This is a genomic window from Desulfobacterales bacterium (genome assembly GCA_030066985.1).
Classification (GTDB): domain Bacteria; phylum Desulfobacterota; class Desulfobacteria; order Desulfobacterales; family JAHEIW01; genus JAHEIW01.
Window position 1 is genome coordinate 44230 of record JASJAN010000002.1, and the last position, 15610, is coordinate 59839.

Consider the following 15610-nt stretch of genomic DNA (forward strand, 5'->3'; position numbering starts at 1 on the left):
GCTTATAAAATTCGCGGCTTTTTTTATAAGCTATCTTAAAAATGCATCTAACGCTCAACGGCTTTGTTCCAAACCGATTCGAAATGCTCGAATACTAGCGTGTATGCTCTGCTTTCGAATCGGTTTGCGCCGCGCCCTTAAACGTAATCTGCTATTTTTAAGACAGCTTATACTATAAAAAAGTAGAAGAATTGAGGGGAAGAAAATGAAATCCACGACTGACGACCTGCGAATTAAGGGATACCAACCGCTGACAGCGCCGCACATTTTAAAAAATGAAATACCTATCAGCAACGCGGCCCATGAAACGGTTGTATCCGGAAGAAAAGACATTGAAGCGATCTTGCAGAAAAAAGATCGACGCCTGCTGGTGATTGTGGGGCCGTGCTCCATCCATGATGAAAAAGCCGCCCTGGAGTATGCATCCCGCTTGAACCAACTGCGCCAACAGGTGGCCGATACACTTTTGATTGTCATGCGGGTCTATTTTGAAAAACCCCGCACCACCGTGGGGTGGAAGGGAATCATCAACGATCCCTACCTGGACGGCACCTGTGACATGACGGCCGGTTTGCGCAAGGCGCGCAATCTGCTCAAGCAAATAAATGGAATGGGATTGCCCGCCGCCACCGAGATGCTGGATACGATCACCGCGCAATATGTGGCCGATATGGTCAGCTGGTCGGCCATCGGGGCCCGCACCGCCGAATCACAAACCCACCGGGAGCTGGCCAGTGGCTTGTCCATGCCGGTGGGGTTTAAAAACAGCACAGACGGCAACTTATCAACGCCCATCAATGCACTGATGGCGGCCCGCGCTCCGCAAAGTTTTTTAGGGATCGACCAGGACGGCAAAACCTGTGTGGTTCAAACCAACGGCAACCCCTGGGTGCATATTGTTCTGCGGGGCGGCAAACGACCCAATTACGATCCCATCAGCCTGGAAGAAGCGCGCTTGAGACTGATAGAAAAAGATCTGCCGGAAGCGATTATGGTCGATTGCTCGCATGCCAATTCGATGAAAAAATTCCAGGGCCAGTCGGTGGTCTGGAAAAGTGTGATTGGTCAGTACCTGGACGGTAACGAAGCCTTGATCGGCTTGATGCTCGAAAGCAACCTGCATGAAGGCAACCAGCCTTTCACCGGCGATGCATCCACTTTAAAATATGGCGTGTCCATCACCGATGAATGCATTTCGTGGGAAACCACCGAGCAATTGCTGCTATGGGCGCATGAAAAACTGAAGGGTTATTTGAGATCAGCTGCAGCATGAAATATTAGTCCGCCTCCGGCGGATGCAAACGCATACATCAGCAAAAAACTATTAATAAAATATGAAAACCATTGCCATCAACATAGATTCCAGCCCATCGCGCATTTTAATCGCCGAGCGACTAGAGAATCTACAGCGTTACATTCCGGTGGCCAAGCCGATTATCGTCACCGATGTGAATGTCGGCAAACTGTATCCCCTGGATGCCATCGCCGGAGGCGTGATTACCATCGGTACCGGGGAGACAATTAAGACCCTGGACACCGTTGAAGACATCTACGCGCAGCTGCTATCTTTGCAGGCGGACCGCTCCGCGTTTATCGTCGGTGTTGGCGGCGGCATTGTCTGCGATATTACCGGATTTGCGGCATCTACGTTTATGCGTGGGGTGCGGTTTGGTTTTGTGGCCACCAGCCTGCTGGCCCAGGTGGACGCCAGCGTGGGCGGCAAAAACGGCGTTAATTTTCAAGGATACAAAAATATGGTCGGGCTATTTCATCAGCCGGAGTTTGTCATCTGCGATCTTGAGGTATTAAAAACCCTGCCGCCCAGGGAAATTTCGTGCGGTTTGGCTGAAATCGTTAAACACGCGGCCATTGCGGATGCAGACCTTTTTGCCTTTTTAGAAGAACAAGCGGAAAGCGTACTGGCATTAGATCCCGAGGCGATCGAAAAGCTCGTGCTGAGATCGGTGGAAATCAAATCGGCGATTGTCAGCCGCGACGAAACCGAAAAAGGCGAGCGCCGTTTGCTGAACTTCGGTCATACCTTTGGGCATGCTATTGAAAAGGTCAGCGGCATATCGCACGGCGAGGCGGTTAGCATCGGCATGGTGATGGCCGCGGCTTTATCGGTCAAAAGAGGTCTGCTGTCAGCACAGGAAGACCGGCGGCTGCGCGATCTGCTTGCAAAGCTGCAGCTTCCCAACGGCTTTGCTTCTGATCCGCAAAAAATTCTGGATGCTGTTACCAAAGACAAAAAAAAGGCCGGAGACCGCATCCATTTCATTTTGCTCGCTGGAATTGGCAACGCCGTAGTGGAGCCCATCGCCATTGAAGAACTCGAGGAGGCCCTGTATGCCTGATTCAACTCTCGACAAACACGACAGCCAGCTGCAAGGCGACATTCCAACACTGCGCCTGGCCATCGATGAGATCGACGCGAAAATTTTGGATTTGATCAATCAGCGGCTTTTGCTGGCACAGCAAATCGGCGCGGCGAAAAAACAGGGCGGCATTCAGGTGACCGATCGTCAGCGCGAAAAAAACATCCTGGATCGTCTGCGACAAAAAAACAACGGACCATTGGATGGCGATAGCCTGCAGGGTATTTTTGAAGCCATTATTGCCGCCGGCCGCAGTGTCCAAACAACAGGTCGAGGGTCAAAATGATCGATGCCCATACATCCCTTTTTGGCCTGATCGGCAACCCGGTGGCGCACAGCCTCAGCCCGGCAATGCACAATCAGGCGTTTGCAGCCACCGGCTGCAACGCGGTTTATCTGGCATTTTGCGTCTCAGACCCGGGTGCCGCAATCAAAAGCTTCAGGGCATTGAATGTGAGGGGACTCAGCGTCACCCTGCCCCATAAAGTGGCGGTTATGGAATCTCTGGATGACATTGATCAAACGGCTGCCGACATCGGCGCAGTAAACACCATCGTCAATCACAACGGCAAGCTGATCGGCTATAACACTGACTGCCAGGGCGCTATCAAGGCCTTGCAGACCCAGACCACCATAGACGGAAAAGCGGTGGCGGTCATCGGTGCCGGCGGGGCGGCCCGGGCCATCGGCTTCGGGCTGGCAACTGTTGCCGAACGCCTGACAATTTTGAACCGCACCCGCAAAAGCGGTGAACGTCTGGCCGCCGATCTGCAGGCCGAATTTTTACCCATAAAAGAATGCCAGCCGAACCGTTATGACATACTGATCAACACCACACCGCTGGGCATGCATCCGGATACTGCGGCAACGCCGATCGCGAAACAAGCATTATCCAAAGAAATGGTGGTCATGGATATTGTTTATAATCCATTGCATACCCAGCTTTTAAAAGATGCCGCCGCTAAAGGATGCCGCACCATCGCCGGTCTGGACATGTTTGTCTTCCAGGGGGCGCTGCAATTTGAGCTGTGGACCGGCAAACAAGCACCGGTGGAAGTCATGCGAGCGTCAGTTTTAAAGGCACTAGCAAACAAATAGACATCCAGTATGTTTTAGATAAGCACAAAGACAAGTGCGCTAAAGTTGGGAGTGATCTAAAGTGACTAAAGTTAAGGAATTCTGTCGTTTTTATAAAAAGATGGAGCAAAGCGACACATTAACTTTAGTCACTCTAGGCCCTTTAGCTCATTTTAGTCACTTCATCTAAGAAAGCTTTAGGATTAACTTGAAACTATATGAAAAAGATAAAAACACAAAAGATTGCCAATTGTCGCGTGGCGGTTCCCGGCTCAAAGAGCTATACACACCGCATGCTGATTGCCGCAGCTTTGGCAGACGGGGTGTCTGCCGTTAAAAACGCACTGATTAGTGAAGATACGCTATTGACCATGGAGGCCCTGCGGCAAATGGGGATTCCAATTGCCGTCAATGGTATCGATGTGCGCGTTGAGGGTACCGGTGGTTGTTTGGCATCCTGCGCTGCGCCGATTGATCTGGGCAACTCCGGCACGTCCATGCGGCTGCTTGCCGGTGTGGCTGCGCTGGGCAAAGGAGCCTACATTCTGACCGGCAATGCCCGCATGCAAAAACGGCCGATACAGGATCTTCTAGATGCATTGCAACAAATGAATGTTCAGGCCCGATCGGTTAACGGCAACGGCTGTCCACCAATTGAAGTGAACGGCGCAATGATAAATGCTAAAAAGGTGGAGATTAACTGTCAAATCAGTAGCCAGTATCTTTCCGCCCTGCTGCTGATGGCACCACTCACTGCACGGGGACTTGACATTGAGGTGGTCGGCGGTCCGGTGTCCAAGCCCTATGTCGATATGACCGTGGCCCTGATGGAAAGCTTTGGCATTGCGCTGGATCGCAAGGGCTATCAAAAATTTTTCATCCCCGGCGGGCAATCCTATCGTGCCGGCCGATACGCAGTTGAAGCGGATTGCTCCCAGGCAGCCTATTTCTGGAGCGCGGCCGCCATCAGCGGAACCCAAATAAAAGTGACGGGCATCAACAGCGCTTCACTTCAAGGCGATGTGCACTTTGTCGATTTGCTCGAACAGATGGGGTGTGGCGTTTCCAGGGAATCAGACGGCATTGCGGTTAGCGGTGGGTCGCTAAAGGCGATTGAAGCCGACCTGGCCGATATGCCCGACCAAGTGCCCACCCTGGCTGTAGTGGCCGCCTTTGCCCAGGGGACCTCCGTTATCAAAAACGTGGCGCATCTGAAATCAAAAGAAAGCGACCGTTTAAGTGCCACGGTAACCGAGCTGAACAAAATGGGCATCGAGGCCAGCTGCACCCAAAACAGTTTGACCATCAGGGGAGGCCGGCCGCAGGAGGCGGTGGTTGAAACTTACAATGACCATCGCATCGCCATGAGTTTTGCCATCGTAGGTTTAAAGGTGCCGGGGATTCGTATTCGAAACGAAAGCTGTGTCGAAAAATCCTTTCCGACCTTCTGGCAAGTTTTTGAGGAATTATATCAGTGATGAACCTTTTTTTGATCGGGTACCGCTGCAGTGGTAAAACCACGGTCGGCAAATCGATTGCCAAAAAGCTTGGCTGGGCCTTTGTCGACGCAGATGCGATGCTGGTCGCAGCAAGCGGAAAAAACATTAAGGACATCATCGACATCGATGGCTGGGCGTCTTTTCGCCGTATGGAGCATATAACGCTCACGCAGATCTGTGCAAAGAAGCGGCAGGTGGTGGCCACCGGTGGCGGCGTGGTACTCGATGCCGCCAACATCGCGGCCATGAAATCCAGCGGCCAGGTGATCTGGTTAAACGCAACGGCAGACACCATTCGCTCCAGGATGCAGGCAGATGCCAACACCGAGCATTTACGACCGGCGCTGACCGACAGAGGAGCGCTGGCAGAAATCGAAAACCTGTTAACGGAACGCCGCCCGCTTTATGAACGTGCCAGTGATGTTCTTGTTCACACAGACGGCATCCCGGTGGCAGAAATTGCCAAACGGATCCTTGACAAGTTAAATGAGGGAAATGCTGATAAGCGTTAGGGTTAGAGCTTTATAAGAATTTTGATTTACGGGTTCGAATTCCCTGGCTCGCTGTAGCCTATTTTGATGTTTCTAAGGCTTGCTACGGGCGCCCTGAAAACTCACCGAAAAGGTTCAAACAGTTCAGGGCGCTTACCTGCGCTTCGCCAAGAAACATAACAAAATAGGCTGCAATGCGAATCCAGGAAATCCAAACCCTTAAATGATTTGATTTAAGCGCTGTCAAATATTAGGAGGAAAAAGTATATGTCCAGTTCATTTGGCACCTTATTTCGCGTCACCACTTTCGGTGAGTCTCACGGTCAGGGCGTCGGGGCCGTGGTTGACGGTTGCCCCCCGAGAATATCGCTAAACGATGCCGATATCCAGCCCCAGTTGGACAGGCGGCGCCCGGCGCAGAGCAAATTAACGACTTCAAGGGAAGAGGCCGACCGGGTTGCCATACTGTCCGGGGTCGACAACGGCATGACCCTGGGAACGCCCATCGCATTAATGGTTGAAAATACCGATCAGCGACCGGGGGATTATCGCCAGATGCGCTCGATACCGCGACCCTCGCACGCCGATTATACCTACCAGATGAAGTACGGTATCCAGGCTTTGAGCGGCGGCGGGCGCGCCAGCGCCAGAGAAACCATCGGCCGTGTGGCCGCCGGTGCCATTGCCGAAAAATTTTTGAGCGAGCAATACGGGATAGACATTGTTGCCTGGGTCAACTCTGTTTCTAAGATCGAGGCGGCGCCGGCGGACATGTTGAATATTACACGCAATGATGTCGATCAGAATGCGGTGCGCTGCCCGGATGCATCCACAGCGGAAAAAATGATCACCGCGATCGAAAATGCAAAGGAGGCCGGCGATTCGCTGGGTGGCATTATTACGTGTGTCTGCCGCAATGTTCCCGCCGGGTTGGGCGAGCCGGTGTTTGACAAAGCAGAAGCCATGCTGGCCCAGGCCATGCTGTCAATTCCGGCGACCAAAGGCTTTGAAATCGGTTCGGGTTTTGCCGGTTCACGCATGCGCGGATCTGAACATAACGATGCTTTTATAAAAAAAGGGGCTCGACTGGGCACTGCAACTAATTATAGCGGGGGCATGCAGGGCGGCATCTCCAATGGTGAGCCGATTATTTTCAGGGTCGCCTTCAAACCCCCGGCCACCATTAGCCTACCGCAAAAAACCGTCGATTTTGAGGGCGCAGATACGGTTCTGGAAGCCAAGGGGCGTCATGATCCCTGTGTGGTGCCGCGCGCCGTCCCCATTGTCGAAAGCATGGCGGCATTGGTGCTGGTCGACCTTACCCTGCGACAGAAGATGCGGGCCAATGAAACTATCAAATAAAATAAACGCCATATCTGGTTCACAAACTGTGGCCTTTACCACCCTGATTCAACAGTTGCAGCAGGAGGGCCGGCAGGTGATCGACCTGGCCGTGGGCGAGCCGCAGCTGGACACACCGGCAGCAGTGATCGAAGCCACCCAAAATGCGCTGACCGCCCAAAAGACCCGCTACAGCCCGGCAAACGGTCTTTTAGAGCTTCGAACCCAGCTGGCACAGCAGTTTGACGGATGGGGTCTGGACAACATTCTCATTACTAACGGCGCCAAACAGGCCTTGTATATGATATTCCAGACAATCTGCGATTTTGCCGATGAGGTGATTGTCCCGGTGCCTTACTGGGTGAGTTTTGTCGAGCAGGTCAAACTGGCCGGTGGCCACCCAGTTTTGGTGGCAACCCAGCATCATCAGCTCAATATCGCCGCCATTGAACAGGCGCTTACCCCGCGCGCAAAGGCCATTTTGATCAACTCACCCAACAATCCCAGCGGAGCGGTCTATCCGATTGAGGACTTGCAACAAATCGCCCGGCTGGCGGCGGATCGCGACCTGTTTATTATCGCCGATGAGGCCTATAACGCATTTGTTTATGACGGGGCTGTCGATAGGAGCATGTTCGACATCGAGGCCGCTCGCGACCGGTTAGTCGTGACACGCAGTTTTTCAAAAAGCTACAGCATGACCGGATTTCGCATCGGCTATGTTGCTGCACCGGCTGAAGTCATTGCCGCCCTGTCTAAAATTCAAAGCCATTTGACCGGCAATGTCTGCACCTTTGCCCAATACGGTGCCCTGGCAGCCCTGGCATTGGAAAAACAATGGCTAGCCACCCGGCAAGCAGACCTGCAGCATAAAAGAGATATGGCATATGAACGCGTTTCCCAGATGTTCGACTGCCTGCAACCGCAAGGCGCCTTTTATCTTTTCCCGGACGTATCAAAGGCTTTAAAAAATGATGAAACATCGGAGGCGTTTGCTCGGCGAATTTTAGCGGAGGGCGGCGTGGCGGTGGTTGCCGGTGAGGCCTTTGGCATGGCCAAGCATCTGCGCATTTCCTTCGCGGTTTCAGAGGAAAATCTCATCAACGGACTAAAACGTATAGCAGAGGTAATATGATCGGCATTATTGGATTCGGACGTTTTGGAAAACTGGCCGCCAGGTATCTGGCCGAAGATTTTGAGGTCATGGTTTACCATCGAACCGACAAATCAACCGAGATCAAAAAATGCGGCGCCCGCACAGCTTCGCTCAAAGAGGTTTGCCGCCAGAAAATTATTATTTTATGTGTCCCGATTTCCAAATTGCAGGAGGTGCTCGTAGACATCGCACCGCTTCTGAAAGAGGGGGCTGTGGTTGTCGATGTCTGCTCGGTAAAAGTCTATCCGGTCCAGTGGATGCAGGAAATGCTGCCGAAAACGGTTTCGATTCTGGCCACCCATCCGATTTTTGGCCCCGACAGCGCTGCGGATTCTTTAAAAGGCCACAAAATCTTTATCAGCCCAATCCGTATCGATACCAACCATTATCAAAAGGTCAAAACCTATCTGGCATCAAAAGAATTGGTTCTAATCGAATCTACCCCGGAGGATCATGATGAGCAGATCGCTGTCAGCCTGGCGCTGACCCATTATATCGGCAGAAGCCTATCAGAGTTTGGCGCAGCGCCGCTCGGTATCGACAGCGAGGGGTATAAACGCTTGCTGCATATCCTGGAGGTGGTTGAAAACGACACCTGGCAACTGTTTCATGACATGCACCATTATAATCCGTATGCCCAGGAAAAACGGGTCACGTTTATGCAGGCTATGCGAAAAATTGATGATCAGTTAAATTAGCTGAGCGTATTATATTGTTGATTAGGTCGCGACATAAATCATCAGCGACTCCATCATGCAAACTCATGCATAAAGGAGCGTAACAAAAGAACAACTATCATATTTAAAAAAGGGCTCAATTACAAAATCCACATTGAGCATATGAACTACTTCAAGGCTATGGGTAGTTCTTTCGCAACGCTCCCTAATGCATTCAGACAGTGCACGCTGACGCTGCTGATAATTCATTCCGCGACCGTTAAGGATTGTTAGCAAATACTTTTCTTAGTTAAACCAGGAGCAAAACGATGCCTGACAATGCAAAGCATTTAAAAATCTTAGTTATTCATGGACCCAACCTCAACATGCTCGGCATGCGGGAGCCGGAAATATACGGCCATCAAAGCCTGGAGGAAATAAACGAAGCACTACGGGCGCAGGCAAAGCAGCTGGGTCTGGCGGTGGAAACCTTTCAGTCCAATCATGAAGGCGAAATGGTCGACCGGATTCAGAAGGCAAACGACGCCTTTGATGGCATAATTATCAATCCGGCGGCCTACACCCACACCAGTGTCGCCATCCGGGATGCGCTTTCGATGCTTACGATACCGATTGTTGAGATCCATCTTTCCAACATCAACAAACGGGAATCTTTTCGGCATACCTCCTTGATGGCCGATATTGCCACAGCCCGCATTGCAGGATTCGGGGCCCAGGGGTATCAGCTCGCACTGGAAGGGGTGGCACATTTGCTGTACGTGGATTAGAAGCCATTTTAAAACCCCTTTCGGCCGGTTTGCGGCTTTTGTAAAGCGCTAAGCTCGTTGCGCTAAATCTTGCAAACTCGGGCGAATGCCCTCAAACAGTTCAAGATTTTTCGCTTCCCTTCGCTAAGCGCTTTTAGACAAAAAGCCGCAAAATTAGCGCCAAAGCGGCTTTAAAATAGCCTCTTATCAAAACGGTTCGGGCCGTTTGTTAATTAACAAAAAACCATTGACAATTAGGTCTAAAAACAGATATGTAGACCAAAACTTTGACTAGGCAGACAACATGACTATCATCACCAACACAAATGGATTATTTAATTTCGGACGCTTCTTTTTTAGCTTTAGAGGCGTCCATCCGGTTGTCTGACGCACAGCGTTAAGCGTTAATACCCCCGGGTGGACTTGAGCCACTCGGGGTTTTTTATTGTTATGAGCCTCGAGATCAGTAATCTCGGGGCTTTTTTATTGGAATATGTCTCAAAAATGCATCTTACGCCCAATGCCTGCGTTAAAAACCGATTCAAAATGCTCGAATACTGTCGTGTATGCTCCACTTTTGAATCGGTTTTCGCCTTGCCCTTGGACGTAATCTACTATTTTTGAGACATATTCAACTAAAATAACCAGCTGGCTATCACAGATACCTATTCGTATTTTTGAACTTATAAATTGCTTAACTTTTGATTACTAAATTCAGAGAAGAAGGAGAACACAATGAAACTGAAACAAATTTCCGTACCCATTGAAAATTCGCATGACAGACTTTATGAGATTACAAAAGCGCTGGCGGGCAAGGGGATTACACCCAGGGCGTTTACGCTGGTTGACAAAGGCAATTACGGGGAGCTTCGCCTGCTGGTTTCGGACTTAATTGCCGCCCGGCAAATTTTAATGCAGATGGACATCCCCGGGCACATCGACGATGTGGTGGCCCTTGAAATCCAAAACGAACCCGGGCATTTATCTCAAATCATCGCAGCCTTAATGGAAGCTGACATTACCATTAAATACAGCTACGCTTATGCGGGCAACCATTTGGGCAAAACAGTGATGATCTTTTGTTTCAGTGATAATGACAAAGCCCTGCAGGTTCTGGCCCAAAAGCGCATCCACGCTTTGGATTATCTGACCTTTGACATGCTGGAAGATGCGGCCTAAGGGGTCGACGGTAATTTGAGCGATGCTCAGATCGGCACTTCCGAAGTTATTTAGATAAAGGATTGTTGTTATGAAAAATCTTAAACTGGTCGCCCGCGAAACCAAAACGCGCACGGTGGTCAATGTATCCGGAATTGAAATCGGCCGTGATTTTGTTGTGATCGCAGGACCCTGCAGCGTAGAAAGCGAAATGCAGCTGCTGGAGACCGCCAGGGCTGTCAAAGCTTCCGGTGCGGATATGCTGCGCGGTGGCGCTTTTAAGCCGCGTACCTCACCCTATGCCTTTCAGGGGCTCGGTATTCAAGGGCTGAAAATTCTGGATAAAGCAAGGCAGGAAACCGGACTGCCGATTATTACCGAGGTGGTCGATCCCCGCGATGTGTCCTGGGTGGCCGAGTTTGCCGATGTGTTGCAGATTGGCACCCGCAACATGCAAAACTTCTCCCTTTTGAAAGAGGTCGGCAAATCAGGACGGCCGGCACTGCTCAAACGCGGCATGTACTCCACCCTCGAAGAATGGCTCAATTGTGCCGAGTACATTTTAAGTGAGGGCAATCCGGATGTGATTCTCTGTGAGCGCGGCATCCGGACCTTTGAAACCTACACTCGTAACACACTGGATCTCAGCGCGGTACCGGCTATCAAGGAACTCAGCCATCTGCCGATCATTATCGATCCGACCCACAGCACCGGCCGCATCAGCCTGATTGAGTCGATGAGCATGGCAGCGGCCGCCGCCGGTGCCGATGGCATGATCGTCGAAGTGCATCACAAACCTCAAGAGGCCCTGTGCGATGCGGACCAGGCCCTGACACCGGATAGTTTTGCAACCATGATGAAGCGTCTGAGACCGCTGTCATCTTTTCTGGAAAGCCTGCCATCGGCGCCAACCGCTAAAACCAACCGGATAAAGTGAGCAAAAATGAAACCGGAAGAAATTCGGAAAAAGATTAGCAAGATTGATCGCGAGCTGCTGGTATTGCTGCAGGAACGAATGGGGCTGGCTCTGCGATCCAATAAATTCAAAGAGACCCTGAGTGACCCGCAGCAGGAAAACGACATGCTGGCACGCGCCGAGCGTTTAAACCTGGATTTGATCGAAAGCACATTCACCCGACGCCTGCTGCATACCATTATTGACGAAACCAAACGGTTGCAGGATGAAGACCGGTCTCTGGCTGCTTTTCAAGGTGAACACGGAGCTTACGGTGAAGTGGCCGCCCGGCAGCTGGTCCCAAAAGGCGCCTATATCCCCTGTCTGGAGTTTATCGACGTTTTCCGCGGCGTTGAAGACGGCTACTTCGATCTGGGGGTGGTGCCGGTGGAAAACTCTTTGGAAGGCGCCGTTACGCAGGTTAACGATCTACTGACAACCACCGATCTGAAAGTCATCGGTGAAGTCAAGGTGACCGTCAGCCATTGTCTGCTGGCTACCGAGGAAACCGACTATCGTGAAATCCGCCAGGTCTTCTCACACCCACAGGCTTTAGCTCAGTGCCGCAATTTTTTGATGCGCAACAAACTTGAAGCGCGCCCGTATTATGATACCGCCGGCGCGGCCAAGATGCTCGCCCGCGAAAATCCCAAAGCGGCGGCAGCCATTGCCAGCTCTTTATGCGCCGAATTGTACGACCTTGAAATTATCAAAGAAGGCGTTGAAGATGGGCCAGCCAATTCAACACGATTTTTGCTGCTGGCCCGGGAGCCGCATCCCGACAACGGTGATAAAACTTCCATCATCTTTGCCGTGCCGCACGAGGCAGGGCGATTGTACGCGGTGCTCCGACTGTTTGCCGATGCCGGGGTCAACCTGACGCGCATTGCTTCCATGCCGCTGCGCTCGGATCCGGGCAACTACAGTTTCTTTCTCGATTTTGAAGGGTCGGATAAGCAGGAAAAGATTGCGACCGTTTTAAAGGAAATGCAAGGCCTCACCAAATGGATGAAATATTTAGGCAGCTATCCTGCTGATCGCGATCGTTGACAACGATGGCTTTTCAGCTATTCTTAATTTACGAAATAATGCCCATCCGACTTGACAGGCGCGGCATAACAAGGATATTTTCTGATGAGTCTCTTGATCCTCCGACTTGAAAGGAGAATTAAAATGAGAATCAAAACCACTGTTTACATCGTCATTTTAAGCTCGCTTTTCATTTGGGTCAGTGCTTCCTATTTAGCCGCCGCGGAAATCTACACCTGGACCGATAAAGACGGCAATATGCACATTACCAAATACCCGCCACCCAAAGGCGCCAAGCTCAAAGATGTGACGGAATATACAAGTGATGCCGAAAGACAGGAATTCAATAGCCAGGAGCCGCAGGGTAGTCGACCAGTTACAGAACGTGATGCGACAGAAGCTACGGAGGCCCAGCGCAAGGCGGACATAGCGGCTAAAAAAGCCGAAGAGGCCAATATCAAGGCATCTAAAGCAGCTCAAAAGGCCTATGATACAAAATACAAAAAAGCGATTCAGGAAAGACAACAGCGCCAGGGTCGGATAACTGAAGATGATGTCATAAAGGCCGAAAGTGAGGCCGCCCAGGCTGCGGAAGAAGCAAAAAAGGCCTGGGAAAAAGCCCAAAAGGCCAGAATTAAGGCTAAAGAAGCGCAAGAACGTGCCAACCAATAGAATTCAGCCGGACAATTTAAATCAGCAGCCGGATCTTTATCCGGCTTTTTTTGTCCGCAAAGCGCTGCCTCTGAATGCATCAGGGGCGTTGTGAAAGAGCAGCGAGAAGCGTATAGTGCGCTTTAAAACCAAATGCAAAGCTTTGGTAAAACCCCTTTTAAAAGCGCTGGCCGCCAAACATTTGCATCATCATAAATAGGAGAATTTTTCTAAATGTCATTTTTATCGGATGCTCAAATTGTTATCACCGCACTGGAAAAATACCATCAGGAGTCCATCAGCCGGCAAAAACCGGTTATCCATCAGCCCCCGCTGGAAGCATTGGCTTCGGATCTGGATTTAAGTGCTTACATAAGCGACGGCCGTTTAAGCGGCGAACGCCTGGCGCAATTTTTAAGCAAATATCTGGAATCCACCACCCGCCTGCTGCATCCGGCTTATCTGGCCCACCAGGTGGGCACATCCCATTATGCCGGCGCTCTGGCCTCGCTTATCGACGGCTTTACCAACAACCCCATGGCCATTTATGAAATGGGCCCGGGAGCCGCCAGTATCGAGTGGACCATTGTCAACTGGCTGCTCACAAAAGTGGGCTGGCCGCCACAGCCACTCAAGAGATCTCAACAGACGAATCAGATTTTTGGTGGCGGTGTCTTGACCCACGGCGGCTCGCTGGCCAATTTGACCGCTTTGGTGGCAGCGCGCAGCCGGGTGGCGCCGGATGCCTGGCAGGAGGGCAACCCCGGCAATCTGGTCATACTGGCACCTGCTGAAAGCCATTACTCAATCGCCCGCGCAGCCGGTATTATAGGCCTGGGCTGCAATGCCATCCGCACCATGGCAGTGGATGATCAAGGTGTCGTCATTCCCGAAAAATTACCAGAGACGTATGCGCGCTTAATGGATGAGGGCAAAACCGTTATGGCAGTCGTTGCCAACGGCTGCAGTACCGCGGCCGGGCTCTATGATCCCATCCGCAAAATGGGTGAATTTTGCAATGCACAGCAGGTGTGGTTTCACATCGACGGCGCCCACGGCGCCAGCGCGTTGCTCTCAAATAGACTTAAAGAGCGGCTCGATGGCGTGGAACTGGCGGATTCACTGATCTGGGATGCCCACAAGCTACTGCGCACACCGTCATTATGCACGGCCGTTCTGGTCAAAGACGCCCGCACCATTGATCAGGCCTTTCAGCAGGATGCCAGTTATATCTTTCATGAGAAAGATCAGCCCGGTTTTGATTTTATCCACCGTACGGTTGAATGCACCAAGGCGGGTTTGGGACTAAAATGGTTTTTCGTGCTGGCCGCACTCGGCGAGCAGGGACTGGCCAAGCATGTCGACGATCAATATGACCGCGCACAGCAGGCCTATGATTACATTGAATCGCAACCGGCGTTTAGCTGCGCTGTTGCACCGCAAAGCAATATTCTCTGTTTTCGAGTCGATGGCAGTGATGCGCTCCAGCTGGAGATAAGAGACAAACTGATCTCACAGGGGGACTTTTATCTGTCAACCACCGAGTTTGGCGGCCGCCGATATTTGCGCCTGGTGTTTAACCACCCCGATACCAGTCTTGATGACATCAAGCAATTGATTCAGAATATTCGTCAACTCGTTAATGAAAGTTAGAGATTATTGTACCCCTGCAATAGGTCTCACGCAAAGGCGCAAAGGCGCTAAGAGATTTCTAAGCTGAAAGTTATAGTCCTTTGTGCTCTTTGTGTCTTTGTGGTTATATGCGCACTCGGTTTTCACCACGAAGAACACGAAGCCCGCGAAATTCATAAAAGGACTAATCGTTTTTATGATTATTTTTCTTTGCGGCTTAGCGTCTTTGCGTGAAAATTTATTAAAAAAACAGAATTCCTTTGTAAACTTGAAACAGAAAGGAAAAAGATTATGCCAACCGTGAAATTAATCGAATACGAGGAGGCCAGCCCCGAAGTAAAGGCAGTTTACGATGACATCATGGCCACGCGCCAAATCGACTGGGTCAACAATTTCTGGAAGGCACTGGCAGTGCAGCCGGCGCTTTTGCGGCGCACCTGGGAAGGGGTCAAAGAAGTGATGACACCCGGTGCGCTTGATCCGTTAGTTAAAGAGATGCTCTATGTTGCGGTCAGTGTCACCAATGGCTGCGCCTATTGCATTAACAGCCATACCGCGGCGGCCCGAAAAAAAGGCATGACAGATGAAATGCTGGCCGAGTTGATGGCGGTGGTGGGCATGGCCAACCAGACCAATGCTATAGTCAATGGTTTTCAAGTAGAATTGGATGAAGTCTTTAAAGACGGCGGGCGTCAGACTTAAGGCAAATCGCCAAATGGCTTTGGTCAGCATGAAAAGGGAATCCAATGGGACGGATTCCCTTTTTGAATTTGAATCCGTATTTAAGGGCGCCCTTGTAAAGATAGCATTTGCGGCAAAG

The 15610-nt window shown here is 51.1% G+C and carries 16 protein-coding genes; all 16 read left to right on the plus strand.

Annotated features, from left to right (window positions below; genetic code table 11):
- Positions 1–205 precede the first annotated feature (205 nt).
- The 16 genes from QNJ26_00995 (at position 206) to QNJ26_01070 (ending at position 15492) form a co-directional block, all read left to right on the plus strand.
- Positions 206–1273: a 3-deoxy-7-phosphoheptulonate synthase gene (locus QNJ26_00995; GenBank protein MDJ0984088.1), complete on the plus strand. Its 1068-nt coding sequence runs from the start codon at positions 206–208 to the stop codon at positions 1271–1273.
- Positions 1274–1334: 61 nt separating this feature from the next.
- Entirely contained in the window at positions 1335–2357 is a 1023-nt protein-coding gene (gene aroB, locus QNJ26_01000; protein ID MDJ0984089.1) for a 3-dehydroquinate synthase, read from the plus strand.
- Positions 2350–2664: a chorismate mutase gene (locus tag QNJ26_01005; GenBank protein ID MDJ0984090.1), complete on the plus strand. Its 315-nt coding sequence runs from the start codon at positions 2350–2352 to the stop codon at positions 2662–2664. Before aroB ends, QNJ26_01005 begins: the two co-directional genes overlap by 8 nt.
- A complete protein-coding gene (locus QNJ26_01010; protein ID MDJ0984091.1) occupies positions 2661–3476 on the plus strand; it encodes a shikimate dehydrogenase in 816 nt (271 codons plus the stop codon). Before QNJ26_01005 ends, QNJ26_01010 begins: the two co-directional genes overlap by 4 nt.
- Before the next feature lie 197 nt (positions 3477–3673).
- On the plus strand, positions 3674–4933 hold the full coding sequence (aroA, locus tag QNJ26_01015) for a 3-phosphoshikimate 1-carboxyvinyltransferase (protein ID MDJ0984092.1): 1260 nt from the start codon (positions 3674–3676) through the stop codon (positions 4931–4933).
- Positions 4933–5466, plus strand: coding sequence for a shikimate kinase (locus QNJ26_01020; GenBank protein MDJ0984093.1), 534 nt, complete (start codon positions 4933–4935; stop codon positions 5464–5466). The genes aroA and QNJ26_01020 overlap by 1 nt, the downstream gene beginning before the upstream one ends.
- Positions 5467–5712: 246 nt before the next feature.
- On the plus strand, positions 5713–6807 hold the full coding sequence (gene aroC, locus QNJ26_01025; GenBank protein MDJ0984094.1) for a chorismate synthase: 1095 nt from the start codon (positions 5713–5715) through the stop codon (positions 6805–6807).
- Positions 6791–7921, plus strand: a complete 1131-nt coding sequence (locus QNJ26_01030) for a pyridoxal phosphate-dependent aminotransferase (GenBank protein ID MDJ0984095.1) — start codon at positions 6791–6793, stop codon at positions 7919–7921. The genes aroC and QNJ26_01030 overlap by 17 nt, the downstream gene beginning before the upstream one ends.
- The gene (locus QNJ26_01035) at positions 7918–8640 is read left to right on the plus strand and encodes a prephenate dehydrogenase/arogenate dehydrogenase family protein (protein MDJ0984096.1); all 723 of its coding nucleotides are present in this window, start codon (positions 7918–7920) and stop codon (positions 8638–8640) included. Before QNJ26_01030 ends, QNJ26_01035 begins: the two co-directional genes overlap by 4 nt.
- A gap of 287 nt (positions 8641–8927) precedes the next feature.
- Positions 8928–9386: a type II 3-dehydroquinate dehydratase gene (gene aroQ / locus QNJ26_01040; GenBank protein MDJ0984097.1), complete on the plus strand. Its 459-nt coding sequence runs from the start codon at positions 8928–8930 to the stop codon at positions 9384–9386.
- 714 nt (positions 9387–10100) lie between these two features.
- Positions 10101–10544: an amino acid-binding protein gene (locus tag QNJ26_01045; GenBank protein ID MDJ0984098.1), complete on the plus strand. Its 444-nt coding sequence runs from the start codon at positions 10101–10103 to the stop codon at positions 10542–10544.
- Between the two features lie 70 nt (positions 10545–10614).
- Entirely contained in the window at positions 10615–11460 is an 846-nt protein-coding gene (gene aroF, locus QNJ26_01050) for a 3-deoxy-7-phosphoheptulonate synthase (protein MDJ0984099.1), read from the plus strand.
- A gap of 6 nt (positions 11461–11466) precedes the next feature.
- Positions 11467–12528: a prephenate dehydratase gene (gene pheA / locus QNJ26_01055; protein ID MDJ0984100.1), complete on the plus strand. Its 1062-nt coding sequence runs from the start codon at positions 11467–11469 to the stop codon at positions 12526–12528.
- Between the two features lie 123 nt (positions 12529–12651).
- Positions 12652–13179, plus strand: coding sequence for a DUF4124 domain-containing protein (locus tag QNJ26_01060; protein MDJ0984101.1), 528 nt, complete (start codon positions 12652–12654; stop codon positions 13177–13179).
- Between the two features lie 213 nt (positions 13180–13392).
- Positions 13393–14811: a pyridoxal-dependent decarboxylase gene (locus QNJ26_01065; protein MDJ0984102.1), complete on the plus strand. Its 1419-nt coding sequence runs from the start codon at positions 13393–13395 to the stop codon at positions 14809–14811.
- A gap of 270 nt (positions 14812–15081) precedes the next feature.
- Positions 15082–15492: a carboxymuconolactone decarboxylase family protein gene (locus tag QNJ26_01070; protein ID MDJ0984103.1), complete on the plus strand. Its 411-nt coding sequence runs from the start codon at positions 15082–15084 to the stop codon at positions 15490–15492.
- The last annotated feature ends 118 nt before the right edge of the window (positions 15493–15610 follow it).

Excerpts from the sequence above, each read along its gene's own strand:
- QNJ26_01030 (MDJ0984095.1), top strand. The coding sequence starts at position 6,791 with ATGAAACTATCAAATAAAATAAACGCCATATCTGGTTCACAAACTGTG.
- QNJ26_01020 (MDJ0984093.1), top strand. The coding sequence starts at position 4,933 with ATGAACCTTTTTTTGATCGGGTACCGCTGCAGTGGTAAAACCACGGTC.
- QNJ26_01035 (MDJ0984096.1), top strand. The coding sequence starts at position 7,918 with ATGATCGGCATTATTGGATTCGGACGTTTTGGAAAACTGGCCGCCAGG.
- QNJ26_01045 (MDJ0984098.1), top strand. The coding sequence starts at position 10,101 with ATGAAACTGAAACAAATTTCCGTACCCATTGAAAATTCGCATGACAGA.
- pheA (MDJ0984100.1), top strand. The coding sequence starts at position 11,467 with ATGAAACCGGAAGAAATTCGGAAAAAGATTAGCAAGATTGATCGCGAG.
- QNJ26_00995 (MDJ0984088.1), top strand. The coding sequence starts at position 206 with ATGAAATCCACGACTGACGACCTGCGAATTAAGGGATACCAACCGCTG.
- QNJ26_01060 (MDJ0984101.1), top strand. The coding sequence starts at position 12,652 with ATGAGAATCAAAACCACTGTTTACATCGTCATTTTAAGCTCGCTTTTC.
- aroA (MDJ0984092.1), top strand. The coding sequence starts at position 3,674 with ATGAAAAAGATAAAAACACAAAAGATTGCCAATTGTCGCGTGGCGGTT.
- aroC (MDJ0984094.1), top strand. The coding sequence starts at position 5,713 with ATGTCCAGTTCATTTGGCACCTTATTTCGCGTCACCACTTTCGGTGAG.
- QNJ26_01065 (MDJ0984102.1), top strand. The coding sequence starts at position 13,393 with ATGTCATTTTTATCGGATGCTCAAATTGTTATCACCGCACTGGAAAAA.
- QNJ26_01070 (MDJ0984103.1), top strand. The coding sequence starts at position 15,082 with ATGCCAACCGTGAAATTAATCGAATACGAGGAGGCCAGCCCCGAAGTA.
- aroF (MDJ0984099.1), top strand. The coding sequence starts at position 10,615 with ATGAAAAATCTTAAACTGGTCGCCCGCGAAACCAAAACGCGCACGGTG.
- QNJ26_01010 (MDJ0984091.1), top strand. The coding sequence starts at position 2,661 with ATGATCGATGCCCATACATCCCTTTTTGGCCTGATCGGCAACCCGGTG.
- aroQ (MDJ0984097.1), top strand. The coding sequence starts at position 8,928 with ATGCCTGACAATGCAAAGCATTTAAAAATCTTAGTTATTCATGGACCC.
- aroB (MDJ0984089.1), top strand. The coding sequence starts at position 1,335 with ATGAAAACCATTGCCATCAACATAGATTCCAGCCCATCGCGCATTTTA.
- QNJ26_01005 (MDJ0984090.1), top strand. The coding sequence starts at position 2,350 with ATGCCTGATTCAACTCTCGACAAACACGACAGCCAGCTGCAAGGCGAC.